The sequence below is a fragment of the Beijerinckia mobilis genome (assembly GCF_000745425.1).
Lineage (GTDB): Bacteria > Pseudomonadota > Alphaproteobacteria > Rhizobiales > Beijerinckiaceae > Beijerinckia > Beijerinckia mobilis.
Genome location: NZ_JQJH01000025.1, coordinates 1 through 23,523, shown reverse-complemented (window position 1 = coordinate 23,523; position 23,523 = coordinate 1). Strand labels below are relative to the sequence as shown.

Here is a 23,523-nt window from a genome sequence, read left to right as displayed (position 1 = left end):
ATACCGATGAAGGCCGGACTTTCCCCGGACTTTCGTTTCGGGCAAATTATCCTCACTTATTACGAGAGGTCTGGCGACAGACGCGGCCCTGATTCCCGGGTCCGCTCTGGTGAGCCAAACCTCTGGGTCCAAGATCCCTGAACCAGATTCCGCTGAATCATGCGTTCCAAGGGCCTTGCAGGATGAAGCGGTTTCCGCCCCGGGAGATTTTCGTGCTTACCCGTGACAATCTTTCTCCAGCCATGCTTCCGGATGGATCCGAATCCGCCATTGAATGGCGGATCGCCGATTCCTACGTGCCCTATCCCGAAGCGCTGGCTTTAATGGAGGAGCGCGCGGCGGCGATTGCAGAGGGAACTGCCGGTGAACTTGTCTGGCTGGTGGAGCATCCCCCGCTTTACACCGCGGGCACTTCGGCGCACGATTCTGATCTGCTCGACCAGCGGTTTCCGGTCTATCGCGCCGGGCGCGGCGGCCAGTTCACCTATCATGGACCGGGCCAGCGCGTCGTTTACGTCATGCTGGATCTCAAAAAGCGAACGCCTGATTTGCGCGCCTATGTCGCCGCGCTGGAAGCTTGGATCATCGCGACGCTGGCCTCATTCAATGTGAAAGGCGAGAGACGCGAGGATCGTGTCGGCGTATGGGTCGCCCGGCCAGAAAAGCCGAGCGGTCTGCTCGGCGAAATGGCCGAGGACAAGATCGCCGCAATCGGCATAAGGGTACGCCGCTGGGTGACGTTTCATGGCATTGCCCTGAATGTCGAGCCGGATCTCTCCCATTTCTCAGGCATCGTTCCTTGCGGCATAGCGAGCGCCCATTATGGCGTGACCAGTCTCGTCGATCTTGGCCTGCCGGTGGGAATGATGGAAGCCGATCTCGCGCTGCGCCAGGCGTTTGAGCCCATATTCGGCAAGACGCGGTCGTAATGACCGCATCCAGTGACCACATCCGGTTTGAAATCATAGCAAAAGCGAAACTTTGGCTTCGCTTTTGCTTGGCTAATCAAACCTTCCGGAACATTGCTACAAGGAAAGCGAACATCCGATGACCACCGGTTATGATGTCAAATTTGCCAAGGCCTTCTTCGATCTGCCGATTGAGGCGCGACTGACCAAGATCATCGACAATTCCTTTCCCGACTGGGTCAACAATTGTAATACTGGCGTCAGTCTCATTTATGCCAATGCCTGCAAGATGCTTGAGGCGGTCACCGAGAAAGTTCTCGAAGTCAACGAGGACCAGCTAGGTGATTTCGAAGTCTTCGCTTCAAGCACGGCGCGTGAGGTCGAGACCGGCTATGACCTCTACAATCCGGATACGGGCGCGCATGTGTTGGCCGGCACGAATGGTGTCGCAGAAGGCTATTTCTATTATCTGGAAACCGGCATTCGCTGCATGAGTTCGGATAATGCCAAATTCGAACCGCGGTGGCTGGTGCCGGAGGATCCCGCCCTCGTCGCCGACCTTGTAAAAAGCTATCAGCGCGTCTTCGCTGTCCAACTGCGTTTCTGGGCGCAGGATGCCGAGGATTATCAATCGCTTTATGATACGTTCAAAGAACAGATCAAGGAATTCCCGAAAGTCAGCGTTGTCGAGAAACAGCTCTCCACCTCCTTGCGCTCGAAGCTGCGCTTCCGTCCGAAGCGCAAGGAGAAAATCGATCTCGTCGAGACGCCTGTGACTGCGATTGCCATCGGCCTCGAACTGTAAAAAGCGTCCTTTCGACCGGATAATGATTGTCCGGAGACTGTGTTTTATGATGGGGTCTCGGAATATCATTCCGGGACCTTTTCTGTTGTCATACTGTCTTATGGCATCTCGCCAGATGCGAGCGTCGTCAAAGCCACGAGGTCCTGACGCAACCGTTCCGCTTGGTTTTTCGTCAGCCTCTGCTCAAGCTCCGCATGCGCGTTCCGCCAGGCGGGAAGAGCCGCTGCCAGAACCGCGTGCCCCCGCGGCATCAGACGGAGGCGCTTACTGCGCCGATCCGCCATATCCTGCACAATCTCCAACAGACCATGGCGTTCCAGCGGCTTCAAAGCAGCGGTCAAAGTGGTACGATCCATTCCGAGGATCCCGGCGACCGCTCCCATTCCCGGCGGTACCGGCTGGTTGAGCGCCATCAGCAATGAAAACTGACCATTCGTCAGACCGAAAGGACGCAGCACTTCATCGAAATGACGCGCCAGCGATCGCGCCGCTTTCTGCATATGTAAACAAAGACAGCTGTCGCGAACGAGAATGGTGGTTTCAAAGGGAATGACTGGGGTGTTTGACATGACCCATATATGTTGATATCAATGTTTTTTGTCAAGATTGTTCATGGATGGTTCCGATTTATGGAATACCGTCACGTATTTGTCTGCGCATAGAGCATATTCGGTTCGGATTGCATCGCTACGCGATTCAAAATCATTGAAAATGCTCTAACTTTTCCAAGTGGAGCGGTTCGGAAACATTCGAACATACTCCAGGTATCTTTTCTTCGCGAAGCCGATCGGAATGGGAGGGGTTCATGGCTGACAACATCGCAACAGACGAACATTCAGCGACACAAACAAAGCACGGCATTTTCGTCTGGTATGAGCTTATGACAAGCGACACCAAGGCGGCCGAAGTTTTCTATCGAAATGTCATAGGCTGGGGCGCACAGGCAGCCCCCGGCGGCATGCCCTATACATTATTTATGACACATCAGATTCCCGTGGCGGGAATGATGACCTTGCCGCCAGAAGCCCGTGATCAAGGCGCACGCCCGGGCTGGATCGGCTACATCAACGTCGATGATGTGGATGTAAGCGCGACCCGTGTCGTCGCACTCGGCGGAAAAATTCTTCGCAAGCCGGACGATATTCCCACGGTCGGCCGTTTCGCCGTGGCTGCAGACCCACAAGGCGCGGTCTTTGTTCTGTTCAAATCGTCAGGGGAAATGCCGCGATCAGAACCGCCGCCGCCATGCACACCAGGCCTCGTCGGTTGGCATGAACTCCAGTCCTCGGCCTGGGAAGAGGCTTTCACGTTCTACAGCGCCTTGTTCGGCTGGACGAAGGATCAGCCCATGGATATAGGCGCTATGGGTATTTATCAGCTCTTTTCCTACAATGGCGGACAAGCCATCGGGGCTATGATGACCAAGCCCACGGAAATCCCCCTTCCCTTCTGGACCTATTACTTTTACGTCGATTCCATCGAGGCCGCCATCGGCCGGATAAAAGAGAATGGTGGCACGTTGACCCATGGCCCGCATCAGGTCCCAGGCGATCAATGGATTGCCCTGGGCTTTGACCCACAGGGCGCTTTGTTCGCGCTCGTCAGTCCGAATACGTAATCACGGATAACCAGACACCGCTCTTCGAGCATTCAGGATCGATGACAAGAAATCTGCTGACATGTGGAATGAGCACCGCTCGATAGATCGGTTTCACGAGCGATGCTCATTATTTGTATATGCGACAATGTTACAGGAAAGAGCACCCACCTTTAGCTTGTGTTCTTTCCTGCGAAAGGCGTCGATCGAGGATCACTCACCCTTCAGACGTTTGTTGCATTCGCTGTAATATCCGCCGCCTTTCTGAATCCATTTCAGGCCGCCATTGCCAGCACCACCCGCGGCCTTGTTCGCGTTATATTGGTCAAGACAGGTCTTCTGCCGCCCCTTTGCAGGCTTCTCAGCCTGATATTTCGCTGAAACGGCGGGCGGGAAAACCGCCGTCCCGGTTACGGCCGCCTCCGGATGTTCCGGCACGAGCTGCGGCTTTGGCGCGGTCGGCGTCGCGGGTTTGGTCGGTTTCAGCGGGTTTGCCGGCACGGCCGGCGCCGTCTGGGCCACTGCCTCGGCGGGTGCATTGGCGGCGCCTACGCGAAAATCCTGCACGCAATCGGAATAATATTGTGTCCAGTTCCTTCCGTTCAGCAGGCCGGATGCTTTATCCGCCTGATATTTCTGATTGCATTGCTCGCGGATGGTCTGAGCCTGAAGCGATTGGGCCTGCGCCGGGGCAACCGGCAGCAGAGCGATGGAAAGACCCAAACTTGCCGCACCGGACAGGAGCAGCGCAAGACGACGGCCGTTTCCTTTTTCTTCTGCTTTCATGCAACGAAGATAGCGCATCGAAAACTCCTCGGGCGAATCAGCTCGAACGCTGAGAACGGACTATTCATAGCACGCGCAATATAGAGAGCGGCTGAACGCTTTTTGACCCGCCAGCCTGAATGGAGAAAGTCTCGCCTCCGGCATGCGGAAAAGAATTTACGGCATTAAAAAACGCGTCATAGCGTTCCGGATAAATCCGAAACACCTCGATTCAGAAAAATAATTGTATTTTCAAAGCGAATCGATGTCATCGGAAAAGGCTCTGACTTCCCCCCTGCCACACCCTGAAAGGCCTTGGCTCAACGCGCCGGTTTTCTGGCGCGCGGAGTCCTGCTGGGCCATTTGACGATATGTTCGATATAATCTTCGAGAGGCACATCGGTTTCGCTTGCGGCAACGCGGCCATGAACGGAAATACCGGCTTCATGCACGCTGCGCGGATCACCGGAAACGAGTGGATGCCACCATGGGAGATCCTTGCCTTCGCCAATCAACCGATAAGCGCAGGTCGGCGGCAGCCAGCGTAGCTGACTGACTTCCTGTGGCGAAAGCTTGATACAATCAACGACCTGCTGCTGGCGATCCGGGTAATCCCGGCATCGGCAGCTTTTCGCATCAAACAAGCGGCAAGCGACATCGGTGAAATGAATTTCGCCGGTATCTTCATCCTCGAGCTTGACGAGGCAGCAACGCCCGCACCTGTCGCAGAGACTTTCCCATTCGGCTTCATTCAAATCTTCGAGCCGCCTGCCGTGCCAGAATTTGTCGATGGAGGAAACCTTGTTCATACGCTTGTCATTACCGGGAAACATGAAAGATCAGCAAGCGAATCATCATTTCTTCGGCGCCTAGCCGACGTTGAGAGAATGTTCAATTATGGTGAATTTTGTGATGCGGGTATCCTTTTGAGGCTGCGACTTTTTTCAAAAGGCGGTCAGATTTGGATCAAGCCGTCGTGGTGGAAACTGGTGAAAACTGAGCTTGACCATTTGAAATGCGCGAAGCGCGTCATACATTGAATTCATTGCTGGCGCCGTCGCCAGCTTGTGTCGTTCCGGTTTCGATGGATAGATCGTTCGTGGCGCAGCAGCGTCGAAGCGGTCACGTCTCGGACACGACGATCTTCGTGGTTTCGTCACCGGTTTTCTTCCCACGTTCCAGGTGCGGAAGAGAGGGGGGAGTTCGTGAGCACTCCGTGGTTCTCCCGTCTGCGTAAAACATTCGGACGCGCGTTCCTCGCCGTTGACGCCTGGATCGATTCCTCGCTTTACGACACGCAAAGCCGCCTGCGTGAGTCGTATCTCAATTTTTCGACATTCATGGAGCGGTTCCACATTTACGGGTGGCGCCGCATCCTCGTCGAAGCCTCCTGTGAAGCCTTTACTCTTGGTATTGGCGGTGGCCTCGTCGCATTGTTTCTCGCCATGCCGGCCTTTCAGGAAACGTCAGAAGACTGGCTCAAGAAACAGGATCTCTCCATCACTTTTCTTGACCGTTCCGGGGCAATCGTCGGCAAGCGCGGCATTAAACATGACAATTCAGTCGCCTTCGCGGATCTCCCGCCGACGCTGATCCATGCGGTGCTCGCAACGGAGGATCGGCGCTTCTTCGAACATTTCGGCATAGATGTGATCGGCACATTCCGTGCGCTCACCGTCAATGCGCGCGCCAGCAATGTGGTCCAGGGCGGCTCCTCGATCACCCAGCAATTGGCCAAGAATCTTTTCCTGTCGAACCAGCGCACGCTGGAGCGCAAGATCAAGGAAGCCTATCTTGCGCTCTGGCTCGAGAACCATCTGTCGAAACGCGAAATTCTGCGCCTCTATCTCGATCGCGTCTATATGGGTGGGGGCACCTTTGGCGTTCAGGCGGCGGCGCAATTCTATTTCGGCAAATCGGTGCGCGATCTCACCTTAGCGGAATCCGCCATGCTCGCGGGCCTGTTCAAGGCGCCGACCAAATATGCTCCGCATGTGAATTTGCCGGCCGCCCGCGCCCGTGCGAGCGACGTTTTGAACAATATGGTCAATGCCGGCTATCTCAGTGAAGGGCAGATCCAGACGGCGCTACGCAAGCCAGCGACTCCAATCGACCGAGGCCGCGACAACAGCCCGGACTGGTATCTCGATTATGCCTATGATGAAGTTAAGAAAATTGCCGAATCGGGCAAGCTTGGCGACGAGCGGGTTCTGGTGGTCCGCACAGGACTCGATTCCGGTTTGCAAAACCAGGCCGAGACGACAATTGAAGAACAATTGCGCCAGCACGGACCGGATTATCACGCCAAACAGGCCGCTATGGTGGTGCTCGAACCGTTCGGGGCCATCCGCGCTATCGTCGGCGGACGCGATTATGGCGCGAGCCAGTTCAATCGTGCGACAGATGCCTTGCGTCAGCCGGGATCATCGTTCAAACCATTCGTCTATCTGACGGCCCTGATGACAGGGAAATTCAAGCCTTCGACAGTGGTTCTTGACGCGCCAATCTGCATCGGCAATTGGTGTCCGCACAATTATGGCGGTAAATATGCTGGGCATCTGCCGCTCGTGAACGCGCTGGCGCGTTCGCTCAATACGGTAGCGGTCCGTCTCGCAACCGCCATAGGCGATGGCAGCCCGAAGGCCGGGCGAGCCAAAATCGTCGAGACGGCCCGTCTCATGGGCCTGACCACACCGCTCTTAGATACGGTCTCGCTGCCAATCGGCGCGGCGGAAGTCACCGTGTTCGACATGGCATCAGCCTATACGACATTTGCCAATGGCGGCCTGCGGACACCCGCCTATGCCGTTATGGAAATCGCCAATGGTGGCGGCGAGATCATCTACCGCCACGATCGCGACACACCGCCACCGAAGCGCATCATTCCTGAAGAGACGATCATCGACATGGATTCGATGTTGATGCAGGTCGTACAGGCTGGCACCGCCCGCAGGGCGCAGCTCGAAGGAATCGATGTCGCGGGCAAGACGGGCACGACGAATGGTTATAAGGATGCCTGGTTCATCGGTTTCACCGGCAATTATGTCGGCGCGATCTGGTTCGGTAACGATGACGATAGCCCGATGAACAATATGACGGGCGGCTCCCTGCCTGCGGCGACATGGCATGATATTATGGCCTATGCACATCAAGGCATAGAATTAAAGCCCCTGCCCGGCCGCGAATTACCCGAGGCGGTTGCGACGAGCCAATCGAAGTCCCGCGAACCATCGACCGCCAATGCCGAACCGGCGCAAATCCTCCGGCCCGCGACGCTGACGCCGCGCGGCTTCGAAATTCTGAAGGATATTGCGACGAGCCTGTCGCAGCAGGAAAAGCAGCGCCTCGCGGCAGGTCCGGTATTTCGCTGAAATCGTCGCTTTTTGCTTCGTCGTCGCCTTGCCGCTATCCGATGGGTTCGATACCAACTCCAAGCGCGTCGAAATCCTTCCAGAAACCTGGATAGGTCTTGGCGACGCAGCCCGGATCGAGAATCGTGAGCCCCTGCATCAGCAAGCCGGCGAGAGCGAAGCTCATGGCAATCCGGTGGTCATCATAGGTCTCAATCCGCGCATCCGTCGTCTGGCCGATGAGATCCTGCCTGCCGAGGACGACGAGATCATCGCCCTCTTCCCGCGCAAGATCAGGCGCAATGCGGTTCAGCTCATTGGCGAGGGCATGGATGCGGTCGCATTCCTTCACCCGTAGATTGGCAATACCTGTGAAACGCACCGGCGTCTGGTTGAATGCAGCCATGACGGCGAGAGTCGGTACGGCATCCTGAATCTGCGATCCCTCGATAACCGCGGGCATATGGGGAAAGGCGGCGATCAGCGCATGGGCCTTGGCATCCGGTTGGGTGAAGGCCCGCACCGGCGTACCAAGATCGATCGCGCCGCTGGTCAGGACTTCTGCCGCCCAGAGATAAGTTGCCGCCGAAGCGTCAGGCTCGATGGCGAAATCCCGAGCCTGATAGCCGGAGGGGGCCAGCGTCCAGGAGGCTTCATCCTCTGCAACGATTTCCGCGCCGAAATGGCGCATGGCGGCAAGCGTCAGATCGACATAGCCACGCGCGCCGATGCTCTTGCCTTGCAGGCTCACCGTGATCGGCCCCCGGCCGCAGGGCGCCAGCATGAGCAGCGCCGAGACATATTGGCTTGAAAGACCAGCGTCGATTGAGACAGCACCACCTGCCACGCCGCCGCATCCTTCGATCGTCACGGGCGGACAACCCGTCGGCGCCTCGATAGCGACACCAAGGCTGCGCAAGGCATTGACAAGCGGCGCGATCGGCCGCTTGCGCATGTTGGAATCGCCGTCAATCACGACATGGCCTTCGGCCAGCACAGCGGCGGCCGTCAGAAATCGCGTGGCGGTTCCCGCATTCCCCAGAAACAGCGCCTCGCTTGGCGTCTGAAGACGGCCAGTGCCCTTGATATGGAAAGTCGTGGCGTCAGGATTATCGATTGCGACGCCCATAGCACGCAACGCTTTCGCCATATAGGTCGTATCGTCACTTGCCAACGCGCCGGTGAGACGGCTTTCTCCGCGCGCAAGCGCTGCAAGAAGCAAGGCCCGGTTGGTGATCGATTTGGAGCCGGGCGGCGTTAAACGGCCGTGTGGAGGATGACGAGGGGGAGCAAGGCGAACGGCTTGCGCCGCGGCGGGCATGAACATTTGCGGAATCGATCCAGCTGTGCCTTAAGGCTCGTTGCGACGGAGATCACCCGTCTTGCGAAAGGCTCACCGGCAAATTATCACCGTAAGCAGCCCATCGCGGCGAAGACCAGCCTTGATTTTTCTTTCGCGAAGAAAAATCAAGGCTGATTAGGATTTTCGCGATAAGCGAAGCCGACAAAATCCGCCTATCGTCAAGGGATATTCCGGCCCGGCGCCGTACCGCCATCTACATGAGACGTGGTCCAAACCATGTCTCGACCAGTCATCGTCATCAAGATTTGGTATTAGGACGCATGGCGACATTTGTCAGGTATCTGGTGGTTCTCCTCGCCGGTTGCTTCAGCGGCCTCGCCCTCACCGCATTGGTGCTGGAACTTGGCCTGAATTTCAGCACGGTAGCGGTCGGACCCTGGAAAGATTATTCCGGGCAAGATATCCATGAACCCTATCGCCGCGCAGCTCTGGCCGTGACCGGAGAGATTCCTCTCGCGAAAGGCGAAGGAACGAGTTTTATCGCCACGCATGACAGCGACGGGCGACGCCTTGATCCCGCATGCGATTATCTTTTCACGGGGCCCATCAGCCAAGGCCGCTTTTGGACGTTGACGCGTCTTTCAACGGAGGGCTTTCCCTTTTCAGACCATTTGCGGCAGGGATTTACCTCCAGCGAGATCCTGCGGAATAATATTGGCAACTTCGACATCATTCTGTCGCGCCACGCGCGACCGGGCAATTGGCTACCCTTGAGCGATGCCCCTTTCGTTCTACTCCTCCGGCTTTATGACAACGAGCTTTACACGATTGATGCGGCGCTCACCGCCCCCGTCTTTCCCCAATTGATCCGGACCAAATGCGCATGAGGTCTTCGCCGCAGAAAAACGACCTTGGCCCCATGCGCCGTGAACGCCTGCTGATCGCCTGCCTGACTTTCACGGGCTTTCTCTGCGTCACCTTATCTATCCATATCGTCTCGATCCTGGCCTTACCGCATTATTTTGGCGACCGTGCCATGGCTTATTGGTCCACCTTCGCCACCGACGGGCATCCTGGCCTTAGAACGGATCCGCCGACCGGAACCGCTCCCCCTTTCGAGGATCCCGCGCTTCTGCAAGGCGTTTGCCTTTATGATCTCGCCTCGGCGCCATTTCGCATCCATGCCACGATCGATCCCGGACAATTCACCAGCTTCGCCTTTCACCGACCGTCAGGAGATGCCTTCTATGCAGTCACGGATCGTGCAGCCCAACAGGGAAAGATTGACATTCTCTTGATGACGCAACAGCAATTCGACGAAGATGAAGAAACATCGGAAGAGTCCGACGACACAAGCCACACATCGGCCGCGCCCCCAGAACTGCGCCTCGTTTCGGAAGATGAGAGAGGATTCGTGCTCATCAGCGCCCTTGTCGCAAGGCCGAGCGAACGGGAGAGGATCAAGACCTGGATCGGTACGATCGAATGCGGCAAGGTCAATGATATCGCTCATGATAGCATCCCCTGAGCAATGGATTTCTTGAGAAACGATCTCTGACGCGACACGTACATTGTTAAATTCGAATTACTTTCTTTCGGAAAGCAGCTTTCGCGCACCCATTCTTCGTCACTGACCACGGCATGTCTTAGGAATATGCCGAAGCATACCATACGGTGACACAGATATCAGCCTTACCTCACAGGCATCTCTCTGCACGTAAGATATTCTGGAGAATTGGGCTCCAACTCCTCCGCGCGACTGTGATATTGGACACCCGTGAAAAATATGATTTGTGCGGATAGGACCTTATCCTGCTCCTTCGTATCCGGCGCACACAAGATGGGAAATCTGTGTGGTCTCGTCGGCACAGCGCGAAACGGAATTAAATCACCCATCGTTCGATAAACCTCTTCGCGAGATATCATGCAATCGAACATATTAATGCTCCTTATTGCCATGATAGCGATCTCGTTGAAGCGCGAAGCGCCGTGAATCAGAGTATGTTGATGCAATGACAAAGTGTCATGATGGGAATTGTTGCCCCGAAACGGGCAAATTTTGATAGATCGCAGTTGCCACGCGGAGTGCACTGACTACCCTCGCTGCTACCGCAACGACCTTCCCAAGCTTTTATCCGATCGGATAAATCAGCTTTTACCGGGTTAAGCTTGTGCGGGGCTGGCTCGCTCCGCAAGGTGAGCTCGGCCGAGCGACGTCGGCATTGCATAGGAAATCTGGCACAACTTCTGGATATTCGCGCTACCTGTGGGCGGATTGAACGGAATAATCCATTGGAAATAATGGAAGGCATCCCGCCGGGATGCGCTATTGATGGCCCATCTCGGACCGGTTCAACCCTGGCTGACCAGAAGCCTTTGATTCGAGCTGATGATTTCGTCCGCCTCCGCCTGACAGCCGAGCGCCGGTGGCTTGAAGCAAGAGACGTTGGGAGATTTGAGCGAAAGCAAGATTTCATCGGAACTTGATGAGAGCGCATCGCCCTTAGGTGCGACATGGTATAGGAAAACCATCAACGATTACCCGCTGGCCGTTTTAGCAACGGTAAGCCGAACCATTCATAGGAGATTATCATGGCAACGGATTATGCGTTCATTCGTGCCTTGGGCAAATATAACGGGTCAAAGGAATCCTTCGTCGACGACGTCGTTCGCCGCGCGCGCCGTGCCAATGTGGCGGATGATGTCATGAGCTATGATGAAGAAACCAAGAGCTGGAGCCATTTTGCCGAGCTCGAAGCCAAGGCCGAGGCTGGCGATAATGAAGCCGCCGAGATGGTCAAGAAGATCCGGGAAATCATGAGATAGAGTGTTTCGGAGCCGTCCGAAACACTCTGCGCAAAGAGTTGAGAGCTTTTTCAAAGTTCCGCATCGCATCGCGATGCCATTCAAATAGAAAAGCCTCCGGATAAAATCCCTGCCGTTCATCTAGTCGGGTGCAAGAATCCGGAAGTCCCCGGGCCTCTGCCCCTCAATCTCTCGGATGATGAAAATCATGATCCGAGAGCTTCGACACGAACCCCGCGCGCTTGTTACGGGGCCAAATCGCAATGAGCATCCTCATCGCATCTTCGAAAATTAAAGAACCTGATCGAGCCCTGGGATGGCGGCGGAAATCCGGTTGAGTTCTTCCTCTCCAAACCTCTCCCGCAGATCGTGGAAAAGCGCATTTCCGAGCGTTTGAAGATCGCTCATCGAGAGGCCGAGCGACATCAATTGCGCCGCGAGCGCCATGATGCCGCCCCCCATCATATTCATGATGCCGCCGAACAAGCCGCCCTTGCTACCACTGCCTTCCTTGGCAATGGCCGCTTCCAGCGCCCCAGGAATCTGCGCCAGCAGCGCATCGACATCTTCCTTCGGACCTTCCTTGCGCAGGAAGGCGAAAATCTGCGTGATGGCTTGCCCTGTGGCATCAGGAGCAAGCCCCGTGGTCGCCGCAATCTTCTTGATCAGTTCTTCCATGCCATTCCCCTCATGAATAATTAAAGTTGCAAGCGGCGCTGCCTCGCTTCCTGGTACGAACCCAGGCGCTTTCGCCTCAATCCTGAGCCGGGCTCCGCCCCATCAAGCTGCGCCAATCACGCCCGTCGCAATCCGAGTGGTTCCGCGGAGATGCTGTGCCACAGGCGTATTATTCCTTTTTGAAATAAACGTGGATTTCATCCTAAAATTATCAACTGTTGCGGTAGTCAATGCTCTACAATAGTCAATTCGAACAGAATGTAACTCAAAACATGGGAAATTGAGGGGAAAGTGATGGCCGAAACCACGAATCCTCAAGACGCCATCGCGCATGGCCGCATTCTGATCGGCAAGAGCGAAAAATATGAATATCTTACCCTGAAAATGGGCAACCGGCACGGGCTCGTTGCCGGGGCGACCGGTACCGGCAAGACGGTCACGCTGCAACTTCTTGCGGAAGGTTTTTCACAGGCAGGTACCAGCGTTTTCGCCGCCGACATCAAGGGCGACCTCTCTGGTCTCGCAATGCCCGGAGAAAGCAAGCCAGCCTGGGTCAATCGCGCCAGAGATATCGGCATTTCCTATGTCCCGGACCGTTTTCCGGTCGTCTTCTGGGATCTCTTCGGCGAGGAAGGTCATCCGATTCGCGCAACCATTTCAGATATGGGACCGCTGCTGCTCGCTAGCATGCTCGATCTGAACGATGTGCAGGAAGGTGTCCTCAATATCGCTTTCCGACTCGCCGATGAACAGGGCCTGCTCCTGCTCGATCTCAAGGATTTGCGCGCCCTGCTGCAGCATATTGGCGAGAATGCTGCCCAATTCCGTCAATACGGCAATATAGCACCGGCAACCATCGGCGCCATCCAACGGCAATTATTGGTGCTCGAAAATCAGGGGGCAACGCAATTTTTTGGCGAACCTGCCCTCGATATCCATGATTTCATCCAGACCGACAAAGACGGACGCGGGCGCATCAATATTCTTTCCGCTGATAAACTCATGCGGTCGCCGCGCCTTTACGCAACATTCCTCCTATGGCTGCTCTCCGATCTCTTCGAGCAAATGCCGGAAATCGGCGATCCCGATCATCCGAAGCTCGTCTTCTTTTTCGACGAAGCCCACCTGCTTTTTGACAGGGCTCCCAAGACTCTCCTTACGGCCATAGAGCAAGTTGTCAGGCTTATTCGCTCGAAGGGCGTGGGTGTCTATTTCGTCACACAAAATCCAATCGACATTCCCGATAATGTGCTCGGTCAACTTGGCAATCGTGTCCAGCATGCTCTGCGTGCCTTCACCCCACGGGACCAGAAAGCGGTCAAGGTTGCTGCCAGCACTTTCCGCCAGAACCCGAAACTCAATACCGAAACCGTGATTACACAACTTGGTGTCGGTGAAGCTCTGGTCTCCATGCTTGATGAAAAGGCGATGCCGGAAATGGTCGCCCGCACGCTCATCGCTCCTCCTGCGGCGCGTGTCGGGCCGGTGACACCGCAGGAACGCGGAGAACTCATTCAAACGAGCCCGTTGCGCGGCAAATATGACACGGCGATCGATCGCGAATCCGCCTTCGAACGGCTGCAGCAGCGCGTCGGTGATCGTCAGGAAGGAACACAAACAAGCGAAACGACCGAAGGGCGGCAAGATCCATGGGGCCGGACCACACAACCTCCGCCCGCCAGCAATGGCTGGCTGGGTGGCCTTGGTCAGATCGTCGGAGGCCTGTTCAGCCGCGCGCCTGGCAGCAAAGCGCTCTCACCTGCGGAGATTGCCTTGCGATCTGCTGTTCAATCAGCCGCACGGTCAGCCGGAACACAGATCGCACATGTCATCGTGCGAAATATATTCGGCAACATCAGCAAATGAAGTGAATGGCCATGTGTTTTTCGGAGAGCGTCAAGCAATGATACAGGCTGTCATATAAGCGTCACGGCCAATGACTAAAGCCTGCTCCCAAAGAGGGGGCAATCATGGTTGATGTATCTGCTGAATCTTACTATCAAGAGAATGAGCAACCTGAACATCCGTCGCTCGACGAGCCGATGGGTACTCGTACACTCATTGGCTTGGTTTTGACAATAGCGTTAGGTTTATTTTTTACAGCATATAGTATTTATTTGGATGTCTCCAAGACCGGAACGACCGTTCAGAGCCTCTTGCCGTTCCTGTTGCTGGGTGTCGCTCTTTTCATTGCGCTTGGCTTTGAATTCGTCAACGGTTTCCACGATACTGCCAACGCGGTTGCAACGGTCATCTACACCCGCTCACTCAAGCCGCAGATAGCCGTTGTCTGGTCCGGCTTCTTCAACTTCCTCGGCGTGTTGTTCTCCAGTGGTGCGGTCGCCTTCGGCATCGTTTCGCTTCTGCCGGTCGAGTTGATCCTGCAGGTCGGCTCGGAAGCAGGCTTCGCCATGGTCTTCGCCATGCTCATCGCGGCGATCATCTGGAATCTGGGAACCTGGTGGTTTGGCCTGCCCGCTTCGAGCTCGCATACGCTCATCGGCTCCATCATCGGTGTCGGCATCGCCAATGCCCTCATGCGCGGGCGTGACGGCACCTCCGGTGTCGACTGGGGCAAGGCAACAGAAGTCGGTTACGCGCTTTTATTTTCGCCGATCGTCGGTTTTGTCTGTTCCGCGCTCCTGCTCCTCCTGATGCGCTTCCTTATCCGTAAGCCGGAGCTATACAGCGAGCCGAAAGGCAACAACAAGCCGCCGCTCTGGATTCGCGGATTGCTGATCCTGACCTGCACCGGCGTCTCCTTCGCGCATGGATCGAATGACGGCCAAAAGGGTATGGGCCTGATCATGCTCATCCTGATCGGCACCGTGCCTACAGCCTATGCCTTGAACAGGACCTTGCCGGAAAGCCATATTGCAGCCTTCACAGAGGCTTCAGATGCCGCAGCGGCAGTCGTCAAGACAAAAGGAAGTGGCTATGCCATCATCGGTGATCCACGCCCCGCTGTGACACTCTATCTGACGCAGCATGAAATCAACGAAGGAACTTTTCCTTCCCTCGCCGTTCTGATCCAGCAGATCTCGCATCAGGTCTCCACCTATGGCACGATTGCCGATATTCCTGCCGCGGACGCTGGTAATACACGTAATGACATGTATCTCGCATCAGAAGCCTTGCGCATTCTCGCCAAGGATAAAGCAGCCGAGCTGACCATGGCTGATCGCGCCGCGCTTGCCGCCTACAAGAAGGAGCTCGACTCGGCGACAAAATTCATCCCGCCGTGGGTGAAGATCGCCGTCGCAATCGCGCTTGGTCTCGGTACGATGGTCGGCTGGAAGCGGATCGTTGTGACTGTGGGTGAAAAGATCGGTAAAACGCATCTGACCTATGGCCAGGGCGCCGCCGCCGAACTCGTCGCCATGGGAACAATTTTCGCGGCGGACAATTATGGCCTTCCCGTCTCGACGACCCACGTGCTCTCCTCAGGCGTCGCTGGCACGATGGCAGCGAATGGCTCTGGTGTGCAGCTTGGAACGCTTCGCAACATCGCTCTTGCTTGGGTGCTGACCCTGCCTTGCGCAATGGCTTTGTCGGCCTTCTTGTTCTACTGCTTCCGCCAGATTTTCTGAGGGTTGCGCGGTTTCATCCAATGTGAAGCAAAACGTGGAGCGTTTCGGATCCGTCCGAAGCGCTCCACAAAAACACCTCGCATATATGCGTCGGACATGAGGCATTTCAGCGTTTTGAGCCTCTTCCAATAATTATTGGCAATGCCAGCCGCTTCAGTCTCTGTCTCTGTCTCTGTCGAACATATCGGCATATAAAAGTGCGGTGGGCCGTATATGTTGCGCATGGCTAGCAAATCGAATTTGCCTTCGACGCTCTCGGACCCAGACAATTTCACAAAGATCCGACGGCTCGCTCGACGCAGAGAACAAACCATTCAAATGGGTCTTGAATTTACTCTTGCTAGTTTCTCACCATCCGCTTGAGATCCTTGCGGCTGCCGGCAAGGCATAAACAATTCCCCGTTTCTCCGCGTTGATGACATTCTTATGATCGGATGGCCGATCTGGCGTCGGCGCTTGAAACGATATCTTTCGCTGACAGATGAAGAGACGACAGGTCCCTCGATCTCTCCCAGACACGGTCGAACATCAGATCGTCCTGAAGGATTTGACGCTCTCAATGCATCGGAGGATGACGCGTTCGATGCGTGCAACATCATCGGTCGCCGTCAAGTCGAGGGTGGCGCCATGGAAGATGATCATGATGAGCGTCGCAAGCTCCTGCTCTTCATTATCAACGATGCCGAACCGGGCCAGGATGATGCCAATGAATTTCAAACGCTCGGTGGCCACCCATCTCGCATAGCCGTCAAACCGGTCCGGATGGTTCACCGAGGTGCCAAAGATCTCGTAGAGAAGTTTCAGAAGTTTGCGGTTTTCCTGAGCGGACGTCCAGGCCCAGAGCTTGCGCAGAGCATCCTCAACCGAGGCAGCATCCTGCTGGATCCCGCGGAAATCTTCATACATCCGCTCCCTGATCGTATTGAAGATCACACACAAAAGATCCTCTCGCGAGCCAAAATGATAGGCGATATTGCGCGGGCTCGATCCGATGGCAACGGCAAGCGGACGTAACGAGAAATCCGCTATGCCGTGTTCCCAAATATAGGTGACGATCTTTGCAAGTAATGCGGCTTTCAGTTCTGGGTCAACGGGTCTGGCCATAAGCTGGATAGGGTCTCCGACAGCAATAACACCAAGTCTCGATGAGAATGACTCATTGAGACTTGCGCATCGAAACATGGTCCCCGCGACGGCGGGGCGGCAGCTTTCCTCCGAGTTTTCCTTGATCCCACCATGTTGGGATCAAGGACGCCTGGTATGAGCAAGAAAATTGATATTGCCACGTTCGTGGTAATAATGTTATTACTCCGATCGTGGCGATAATTGCATAAGGCCACTAAACAGCGAGAAAATCAACTGTTTCTCTTGCGCTCGGGTGATGAGATGCTCTGCACACGGTGCCGAGGGAGGCAAAAATCGGGAAGGAAGTGCCATGACGGAAATCGACCATGAGGCCGTGAAACAAGAAACAATGGCGCGATGGGACAGCCAGCAACGCTCGGCGGCGTCGCGCATCTTCAATGAAATCGTGCCCGTGCCATCAGGTGACACTATCCTGACCGGGGGAGAAACGGAATGGACCCGCACGGGATATCTGGTCACGAAGGGGCAACATTTCAGTGTAAGTTCGAGTGGTGCCAATATCCTTGACCAGGATCACGCTGTCATCATTCAGCCCAAATATTCGCTCTGGGTTCGGATCGGCGGAAATGGTCCTATCCGGAAGATCGTTTTCGAGGCGGAAACCGTCTTTGAGGCTTGGGCTGACGGGGAGATCGAGACGTTCTGCAAGGCGCTGTCCTGGTGGGACGGGACCGATGGCGCCGTGATTCCGGGCGCCAGAACAGCTTTAGGCGGTGGCATTGGTTATTCAATCAAACTCACGGACGCCCCTCCGACCAAAGTGACACCGCCCGATCATTGGACATTCATGAATATGTTCGGGGAGGTGAACATCTTCTCTGGCACCGGCACCGACATTCTGGTCGATACACATGATGGCGATTGCTGTATTCTCCAGACGGCTCTCGACATTCCACTGAATGAGCAAACCAGACTATCCTGGTCATGGCTGGTGGAGAAGCTCCCCTCTGAATTGCCAGAGGATCTGGCATTGACGCATGACTATATCAGCGTGGCAGTCGAATTCGATAATGAGTTGGATATAACCTATCTCTGGAGCAAGGAACTGCCAACGGGCTATCATTTCGCTTGTCCCCTCACGTGGTGGTGCGATCGTGAGACTCATTGGATCGTCGAAACGGGCACGGAAAAACTTGGCAAGTGGAAAGACGAGACCCGGCCTATAGCTGCCGATTATCGCAAAGCGATCAGCAATGAGGTACCGACAAGGATTGTCGGCGTCTGGCTCATCGCAAATTCGCTCTTCCAGCGTCTTGGGGGTCGAGTTCGTTTCCGCGATATTAGAATTTTCGAGGATGATTCAGGCCGTTCGGTCGTCGCCGGCAGCGGGATCCGCTGTTATGCCGTCACCTGAGGGCATAACCGCTAAGTTTTTGAATTGGGCGTCCGAAGATATTCGGCCGCCTGCTCCGGAGATATTCAGACAAGACTATCGATCGCCGCTCCGCACGCGGATACCAACTGCCCGAGGCTGCATCCCTTTTGGTAAACTGCGCTTTATCATTATTGGAATAACAACAATAATAAATTCTACACTCAATAATATTAAGGCGAGTTTTAAAGCAGAATATTAAATTATATTATAATATCCTTAAAGTCTTACTAGAACGTCATCTCCCTGCAATGTTCGCTCATTTAAGAAAAACGGATTCACCATTGCGTGAATTCTTAAGGGAGAATTTAATATGATGCCATTCCGGCGTTTTTTTATGGCAAGTGTTGCCTTGTTAAGCGTTTCTACGGCCGGTGGGGCAAATGAATTGCCGGATCCGTTAAAGGGTCAATTGGGCAATCATTTGAAACATGTCCTGCTGATCAGCGTGGACGGCATGCATGAGGTCGATCTGCGGCTCTGGATCAAAAACCATCCCAATGGAGCCCTTGCCGCTTTGGCCAAGCGCGGCACGACTTATTCGAATGCCCTCACCACCGCTCCATCCGACAGTTTTCCGGGCATGGTCGCCCAGGTCACCGGCGGCACGCCATTTTCGGCGGGCGTGTTTTATGACGACAGCTATGATCGGACCTTCTTCGCGCCTAGCTCCAACTGCGCCGGCACTCCCGGAGCCGAGACGACCTTTGCCGAAAATCTCGATAAAAGCCTCGCCGATGTGACTGGCGGCGGCACGCTCGGGGACGCATTGTCGCAAATTGATCCGGCAAATCTGCCCATGACTTTCGTCAATGGCAAATGCACAATCGTCTATCCGCATCAGTTCATTCGCGTGAACACGATTTTCGAAGTGCTGCGCGCCCATAGCCTCCATACAGCCTGGTCCGATAAACATCCTGCCTACGAAATTCTCAATGGCCCTTCCGGCAAGGGAATTGAAGATCTGTATACACCGGAAATCAATTCGCAGCTGCCGGGCGCTCCGTCCGGCAAGGATTACACCTCAAGCTTCAGTGGTGTGCGTCTCTACGATAGCATCAAGGTGACAGCCGTCATCAATCAAATCCAGGCAAAAAACAGCGTCGGCACTTATGTCGGCTATGTCCCGGCCGTGTTCGGCATGAACTTCCAGGCCGTGAGTGTTGGCCAGAAGCTCGCCACCGCAGGTTATGGTGATGATGCCGATCTGGTTGGCGGCTACACAGATGCGGTCGGTACCCCCGGCAATGCGCTGAGCCTGCAACTCGCTTTCATCGACGATTCGATCGGCAAGATTGTAACGGCGTTGAAGACCTACAATCGTTACGACGATACGGCCATCATCATCAGCGCGAAGCATGGCCAGTCTCCGATTAACCTCGCCAAGCGCCGTGCGATCAAGGATACTTATTCCACCGTGCTGGCCAATGATGGTTACGGATTCAATATTGCCGACGACGCCTCGCTGATCTGGCTCGATCCCAGCAAGCGCACAGAGGAAGCCCTGGAAAAAACCAAGGCCGATCTCAAGGCCGCTTCAAGCGCGCTTGGCATCGAGACCATCCTCGGCCGTGAGGAGCTGAAGAAGATCTATCGCGATCCGGCGACGGACGACCGTACGCCTGATTTCTTCGTCGTGTCGCAGAAGGGTGTGGTCTATACGTCCGGTACCAAACTGGCCGAGCACGGCGGCGTGGCCGATGATGATCGCCATGTCGGGCTCTTGGTCAGTGCGCCGGGTCTCAAAGGCAAAACCGTCGACGCTCCCGTCTTCACCACCCAGATCGCGCCCTCAATTCTCGCCTTCTTCAATATTCCGGGGATCGAACTGGAAGCCGTGCGGATCGAAAAGACGCTTCCTCTGCCATCGCTGCGGGATTGAATGCGGCCCGCAGACGCCCATCGGATAGATTCGATGCAGTCGTGAAGGTCTCAAGCTAGCTCTCTGGTAGCAAATCGCGTTGATCATGACCCGTTGCGATCAACGAGGACCGTGCAAAGGATGCGATTCCGCAGCCGAGGCTTTGCCCCGATCCAATAAAAAAGTGTTAGGGCATTTTCGATGAATTCGAAAATGCCCTAACTGATTCAAGAGCGACGGCTAAAGCCTTCAAAACAGACCTTAGAACGCGTCGGCGAGACCCATACCGGGATCGCTGACCGTGTGACGGCCAGTCTCGACACGGCCGGCCAGGCGACGGGAGAAGCCCACGTCAGCGTCATTGGTCACGACGAAATCGTACCAGCAGCCGTTGGCGCCCAGATCCCAGAAAAGCTCAACCCGCCGGTGAGCCGGGACCGCCACCTGCCAGGAGGTCGTGGGGACCGGGCTCAGGGGATGCGCCGGAACGAAATCAGGAAGCGGAGCGACGAGCGGGATCGGGGCAAACCCAGAAGCCATCGGCTTGAACACAGGAACCGGGCAACTGAAGCCGACGAGCGATTCATAGATCTTGTTCGACTTCACCGTCAGATGTGCCGCACTGCCGCCACCGTTGCGGATCTGCATATAAAGCCCGCCACGCACGGCATCATAGCCGGAAGTGATTTCCGGATTAGCCGAATAGCCCGCCTTGGCAACGGAAATATTCCCCTTGAAGGAGCGGTGGAAACCGTTCGGGCCGAGCACCCAGAGGTCATAGGCGCCTTCTGACGACACCGTCCATTCGTCCTCAAGCACCTTTCCGGGTTCCACCGCATAGCGCTGTGGGAGGTTGGTGAGGTTCAGCTTGTCATAGACATGGAACACCGCACCGGCATAGCCGGTATTGGCGAACAGCAGCTTGACGGCATTTTTCGCCGGCTCGACGCAGGCCGAGGCATGCAGCGCATAAGGCAGAGAACGCGAGGGCCGAACACCCGTTACCTGCACCGGCAGGCCACGATCGGCAGCAGGCGTGATCTGCGGCAGGGCCTGCTGCGCCGCACGCAGCGCATCGGCCTCGGCCTTGGTCTTGCCGCCCGCAAGTGTGGGGAGCTGCTCGTTGTTCGGGAAGGCGAAGTTGAAAGCACTGGTGAGATCACCATTCACGACCCGACGGAACGGAGCGATATTGGGTTCCTTGATACCAAAGCGCGCCTCGAGGAAACGCAGGACCGAGGTGTGGTCGAAAGTCTGTGAATTGACCCAGCCGCCGCGGCTCCAGGGAGAGATCACATACATCGGCACACGCATGCCTGGACCATATACATTCCCATCCGGACCGCTCGAAGGCTGTGTGCTGGGATCAAGACCGGGAGGGATCGGATGGTTGTAATATTCGTAGCTCAGATCGTCGCTGTTCAGCGTGGTCTTGCCGGCATAGGTGCCGTCACCGCGGGGAGACGGAGCCGATGACGACGGGACGTGGTCGAAATAACCGTCGTTCTCGTCGAAATTGACGATGAACACGGTCTTGCTCCAGACCTCTGGCACGGCAGTAAGCGCGTCAAGAATCTGCTGGACATACCAGGCGCCCTGCACGGGGCTCGATGGTCCGGGATGTTCCGAATAGGTACTCGGCGGGATGATCCAGGAAACTTCCGGCAAGCGACCGTTCTTGACGTCGTTGCGGAAAGCGTCAACGAAATTACCGGCATCGAAATCGGCTTGGCTGGCTGCCGGCAACGTATTGCCATAACCCTTTACGAGAGGGTCGCCGATGGCATCGGCCGGCGAATAAGCCGGCTGATCGCCGTAGCTCCCGGATGACTTTACCTGGCGAGCAGCAGGTAAAGCCTCGTTGGCCTTACGGTACTGAACGAAGCCGAGAAGCGGGTTACAACCGTAGTGGTTGGGGATGTTCTCATAGACGAGCCAGCTCACGCCGGCTTCTTCCAGACGCTCGGCATAGGTCTTCCACTGGAAGCCCGCCGTGGAAGGACCGACCGAATACCAGCTCGTATTGTTCACGAAAGCCACGCCGGCACCCGTCGGACCATTGGTACCGGTCACGTGGAACGAACGATTGGCATGAGTGCCTGTGTGAATAGCGCAGTGATAATCATCACAGATCGTAAAAGCTTCCGCCAGAGCGAACTGGAACGGAAGCTCGGCCCGCTCGAAATAACCCATCGAGGTGGTGTTCTTGTAGCGCGGCCATTGCGAAAGGCGACCGCCATCCCATGCATTATGCGTATCGATCCAGGTGTGCGGCGTGCCGCTGGCGCGCTGGGCATTGCCCTGGGTTTCGTCAAGATGGTAGGGCAACACGACATTGCCATTGGCATCGGTCTGTTCCCAAACCTTGCGGCCGTCGGGAAGCGGAATGGTGAAACGATCGCCGAAACCGCGCACGCCCTTGAGCGTACCAAAATAATGGTCGAAGGCGCGGTTTTCCTGCATCATAATGACGACGTGCTTGACGTCCTTGATGGTGCCGGTCTCGTTGAAGGCGGGAATGGCCAATGCGCGGCGGATGCTTTCCGGAAAGGTCGCCAGAGTCGTCGCGGCGAGACCGCCGGTGGCGGCACCTGAAAGAAATTGTCTACGTGTAGTCACAGTCTGTATCCACCTTTCTTGAGACAACGAAATATTGCCGGCGCGCAATTCGCACCACGCGCCTACTGACATGCTGAAGGAATGTGAGGCCCGGCGACTTGCCTGGACCGCCACGATGCGGGCGTTCAGCCAGCCACGGTGAAATCCCATCTCCGTGCATTCACACGGGCTGGGCTACGGCCACTCGAAAAGGACGGTGACGGATACGGCACGATGGCTGCGCGCGATTGCCAGTGGTTTCGTACCTGTGATCGCCGCCGGATGAATCTCACCAGGCAGGGAGTGAAGGTCGAATGACAATGCTAGCTGCGTATAATCAGCGATGATGACAATCATTCGTAATAAAAATGATAGTAAAATGACAGTATGATCCGTAACTACGACCGATCAGTTATATAAAAAAACGTAAACAGAAGTCCCGCCTGTATTCAAATTTTTGTTAACGGAGATCGGGGCGGCTTTTTGGACGGTGCAACATTGGACATCGTCACGGAATCGTCGTTCGTCGTCGCACTCTCATGGTCGAAGGATATACACTCGAATATTTGCCGGTAAAGAGCGCCCCTAAGGGCGCTCTGCTCGATCGTTGAAAGACTTGATCCGGTTGCGCTTAAAACGCGTCGGCAAGCCCCATACCGGGATCGCTGACCGTGTGACGGCCAGTCTCGACACGGCCGGCCAGGCGACGCGAGAAGCCAGCGCCAGCATCATTGGTCACGACGAA

At 55.7% G+C, this 23,523-nt stretch carries 18 protein-coding genes; 11 read left to right on the top strand and 7 right to left on the bottom strand.

The features are described from left to right. Nucleotides 1-242 precede the first annotated feature (242 nt). Together lipB and DL88_RS15915 are read left to right on the top strand one after the other, a co-directional pair. Nucleotides 243-929 carry a lipoyl(octanoyl) transferase LipB gene (gene lipB, locus DL88_RS15920; protein ID WP_034998414.1) on the top strand — a complete coding sequence of 229 codons (687 nt, stop codon included), beginning with the start codon at nt 243-245 and terminating at the stop codon, nt 927-929. Nucleotides 930-1,047: 118 nt separating this feature from the next. After that, complete coding sequence (locus DL88_RS15915; RefSeq protein WP_034998361.1) at nt 1,048-1,713, top strand: hypothetical protein; 666 nt, start codon at nt 1,048-1,050, stop codon at nt 1,711-1,713. 98 nt (nt 1,714-1,811) lie between these two features. Here DL88_RS15915 and DL88_RS15910 read toward each other — a convergent pair whose 3' ends face one another. Continuing rightward, nucleotides 1,812-2,282 (bottom strand): MarR family winged helix-turn-helix transcriptional regulator, encoded by a 471-nt coding sequence (locus DL88_RS15910; RefSeq protein WP_034998357.1) that lies wholly within the window; start codon nt 2,280-2,282, stop codon nt 1,812-1,814. Nucleotides 2,283-2,518: 236 nt separating this feature from the next. On the opposite strand from DL88_RS15910, the gene DL88_RS15905 reads away from it, so the two are divergent. Further along, nucleotides 2,519-3,331, top strand: a complete 813-nt coding sequence (locus DL88_RS15905) for a VOC family protein (protein ID WP_051956071.1) — start codon at nt 2,519-2,521, stop codon at nt 3,329-3,331. A gap of 192 nt (nt 3,332-3,523) precedes the next feature. Here DL88_RS15905 and DL88_RS15900 read toward each other — a convergent pair whose 3' ends face one another. After that, nucleotides 3,524-4,114, bottom strand: a complete 591-nt coding sequence (locus DL88_RS15900; RefSeq protein ID WP_245270910.1) for a hypothetical protein — start codon at nt 4,112-4,114, stop codon at nt 3,524-3,526. A 281-nt stretch (nt 4,115-4,395) separates the two neighbouring features. Next, on the bottom strand, nt 4,396-4,884 hold the full coding sequence (locus tag DL88_RS15895; RefSeq protein ID WP_034998402.1) for a YcgN family cysteine cluster protein: 489 nt from the start codon (nt 4,882-4,884) through the stop codon (nt 4,396-4,398). A 396-nt stretch (nt 4,885-5,280) separates the two neighbouring features. On the opposite strand from DL88_RS15895, the gene DL88_RS15890 reads away from it, so the two are divergent. Beyond that, nucleotides 5,281-7,446: a transglycosylase domain-containing protein gene (locus DL88_RS15890; protein WP_034998355.1), complete on the top strand. Its 2,166-nt coding sequence runs from the start codon at nt 5,281-5,283 to the stop codon at nt 7,444-7,446. 34 nt (nt 7,447-7,480) lie between these two features. Here the strand turns inward: DL88_RS15890 and DL88_RS15885 are convergent, their stop codons facing one another. Then, a complete protein-coding gene (locus tag DL88_RS15885; protein ID WP_034998351.1) occupies nt 7,481-8,752 on the bottom strand; it encodes a 3-phosphoshikimate 1-carboxyvinyltransferase in 1,272 nt (423 codons plus the stop codon). Between the two features lie 296 nt (nt 8,753-9,048). Between DL88_RS15885 and DL88_RS15880 the strand changes: the two genes are divergently transcribed. The 3 genes from DL88_RS15880 (at nt 9,049) to DL88_RS15865 (ending at nt 11,554) form a co-directional block, all read left to right on the top strand. Further along, nucleotides 9,049-9,615 carry a DUF1214 domain-containing protein gene (locus DL88_RS15880; RefSeq protein ID WP_034998346.1) on the top strand — a complete coding sequence of 189 codons (567 nt, stop codon included), beginning with the start codon at nt 9,049-9,051 and terminating at the stop codon, nt 9,613-9,615. Continuing rightward, entirely contained in the window at nt 9,612-10,256 is a 645-nt protein-coding gene (locus tag DL88_RS19560) for a DUF1254 domain-containing protein (protein WP_051956070.1), read from the top strand. The genes DL88_RS15880 and DL88_RS19560 overlap by 4 nt, the downstream gene beginning before the upstream one ends. 1,064 nt (nt 10,257-11,320) lie before the next feature. After that, entirely contained in the window at nt 11,321-11,554 is a 234-nt protein-coding gene (locus DL88_RS15865; protein WP_034998337.1) for a hypothetical protein, read from the top strand. A gap of 270 nt (nt 11,555-11,824) precedes the next feature. Here DL88_RS15865 and DL88_RS15860 read toward each other — a convergent pair whose 3' ends face one another. Then, nucleotides 11,825-12,211 (bottom strand): hypothetical protein, encoded by a 387-nt coding sequence (locus DL88_RS15860; RefSeq protein WP_034998334.1) that lies wholly within the window; start codon nt 12,209-12,211, stop codon nt 11,825-11,827. A 294-nt stretch (nt 12,212-12,505) separates the two neighbouring features. Here DL88_RS15860 and DL88_RS15855 point away from each other — a divergent pair, with 294 nt between their 5' ends. Together DL88_RS15855 and DL88_RS15850 are read left to right on the top strand one after the other, a co-directional pair. Then, nucleotides 12,506-14,077 (top strand): helicase HerA-like domain-containing protein, encoded by a 1,572-nt coding sequence (locus tag DL88_RS15855; RefSeq protein WP_034998330.1) that lies wholly within the window; start codon nt 12,506-12,508, stop codon nt 14,075-14,077. A gap of 104 nt (nt 14,078-14,181) precedes the next feature. Then, entirely contained in the window at nt 14,182-15,801 is a 1,620-nt protein-coding gene (locus tag DL88_RS15850; protein ID WP_034998325.1) for an inorganic phosphate transporter, read from the top strand. A 528-nt stretch (nt 15,802-16,329) separates the two neighbouring features. Here the strand turns inward: DL88_RS15850 and DL88_RS15845 are convergent. Continuing rightward, on the bottom strand, nt 16,330-16,905 hold the full coding sequence (locus DL88_RS15845) for a TetR/AcrR family transcriptional regulator (RefSeq protein ID WP_034998322.1): 576 nt from the start codon (nt 16,903-16,905) through the stop codon (nt 16,330-16,332). A gap of 331 nt (nt 16,906-17,236) precedes the next feature. On the opposite strand from DL88_RS15845, the gene DL88_RS15840 reads away from it, so the two are divergent. After that, complete coding sequence (locus DL88_RS15840; RefSeq protein ID WP_034998317.1) at nt 17,237-18,301, top strand: DUF3047 domain-containing protein; 1,065 nt, start codon at nt 17,237-17,239, stop codon at nt 18,299-18,301. A 406-nt stretch (nt 18,302-18,707) separates the two neighbouring features. Next, on the top strand, nt 18,708-20,201 hold the full coding sequence (locus DL88_RS15835; RefSeq protein WP_245270908.1) for an alkaline phosphatase family protein: 1,494 nt from the start codon (nt 18,708-18,710) through the stop codon (nt 20,199-20,201). A gap of 240 nt (nt 20,202-20,441) precedes the next feature. Here the strand turns inward: DL88_RS15835 and DL88_RS15830 are convergent, their stop codons facing one another. Further along, a complete protein-coding gene (locus DL88_RS15830) occupies nt 20,442-22,799 on the bottom strand; it encodes a phosphocholine-specific phospholipase C (RefSeq protein WP_034998395.1) in 2,358 nt (785 codons plus the stop codon). Nucleotides 22,800-23,523 lie beyond the last annotated feature (724 nt).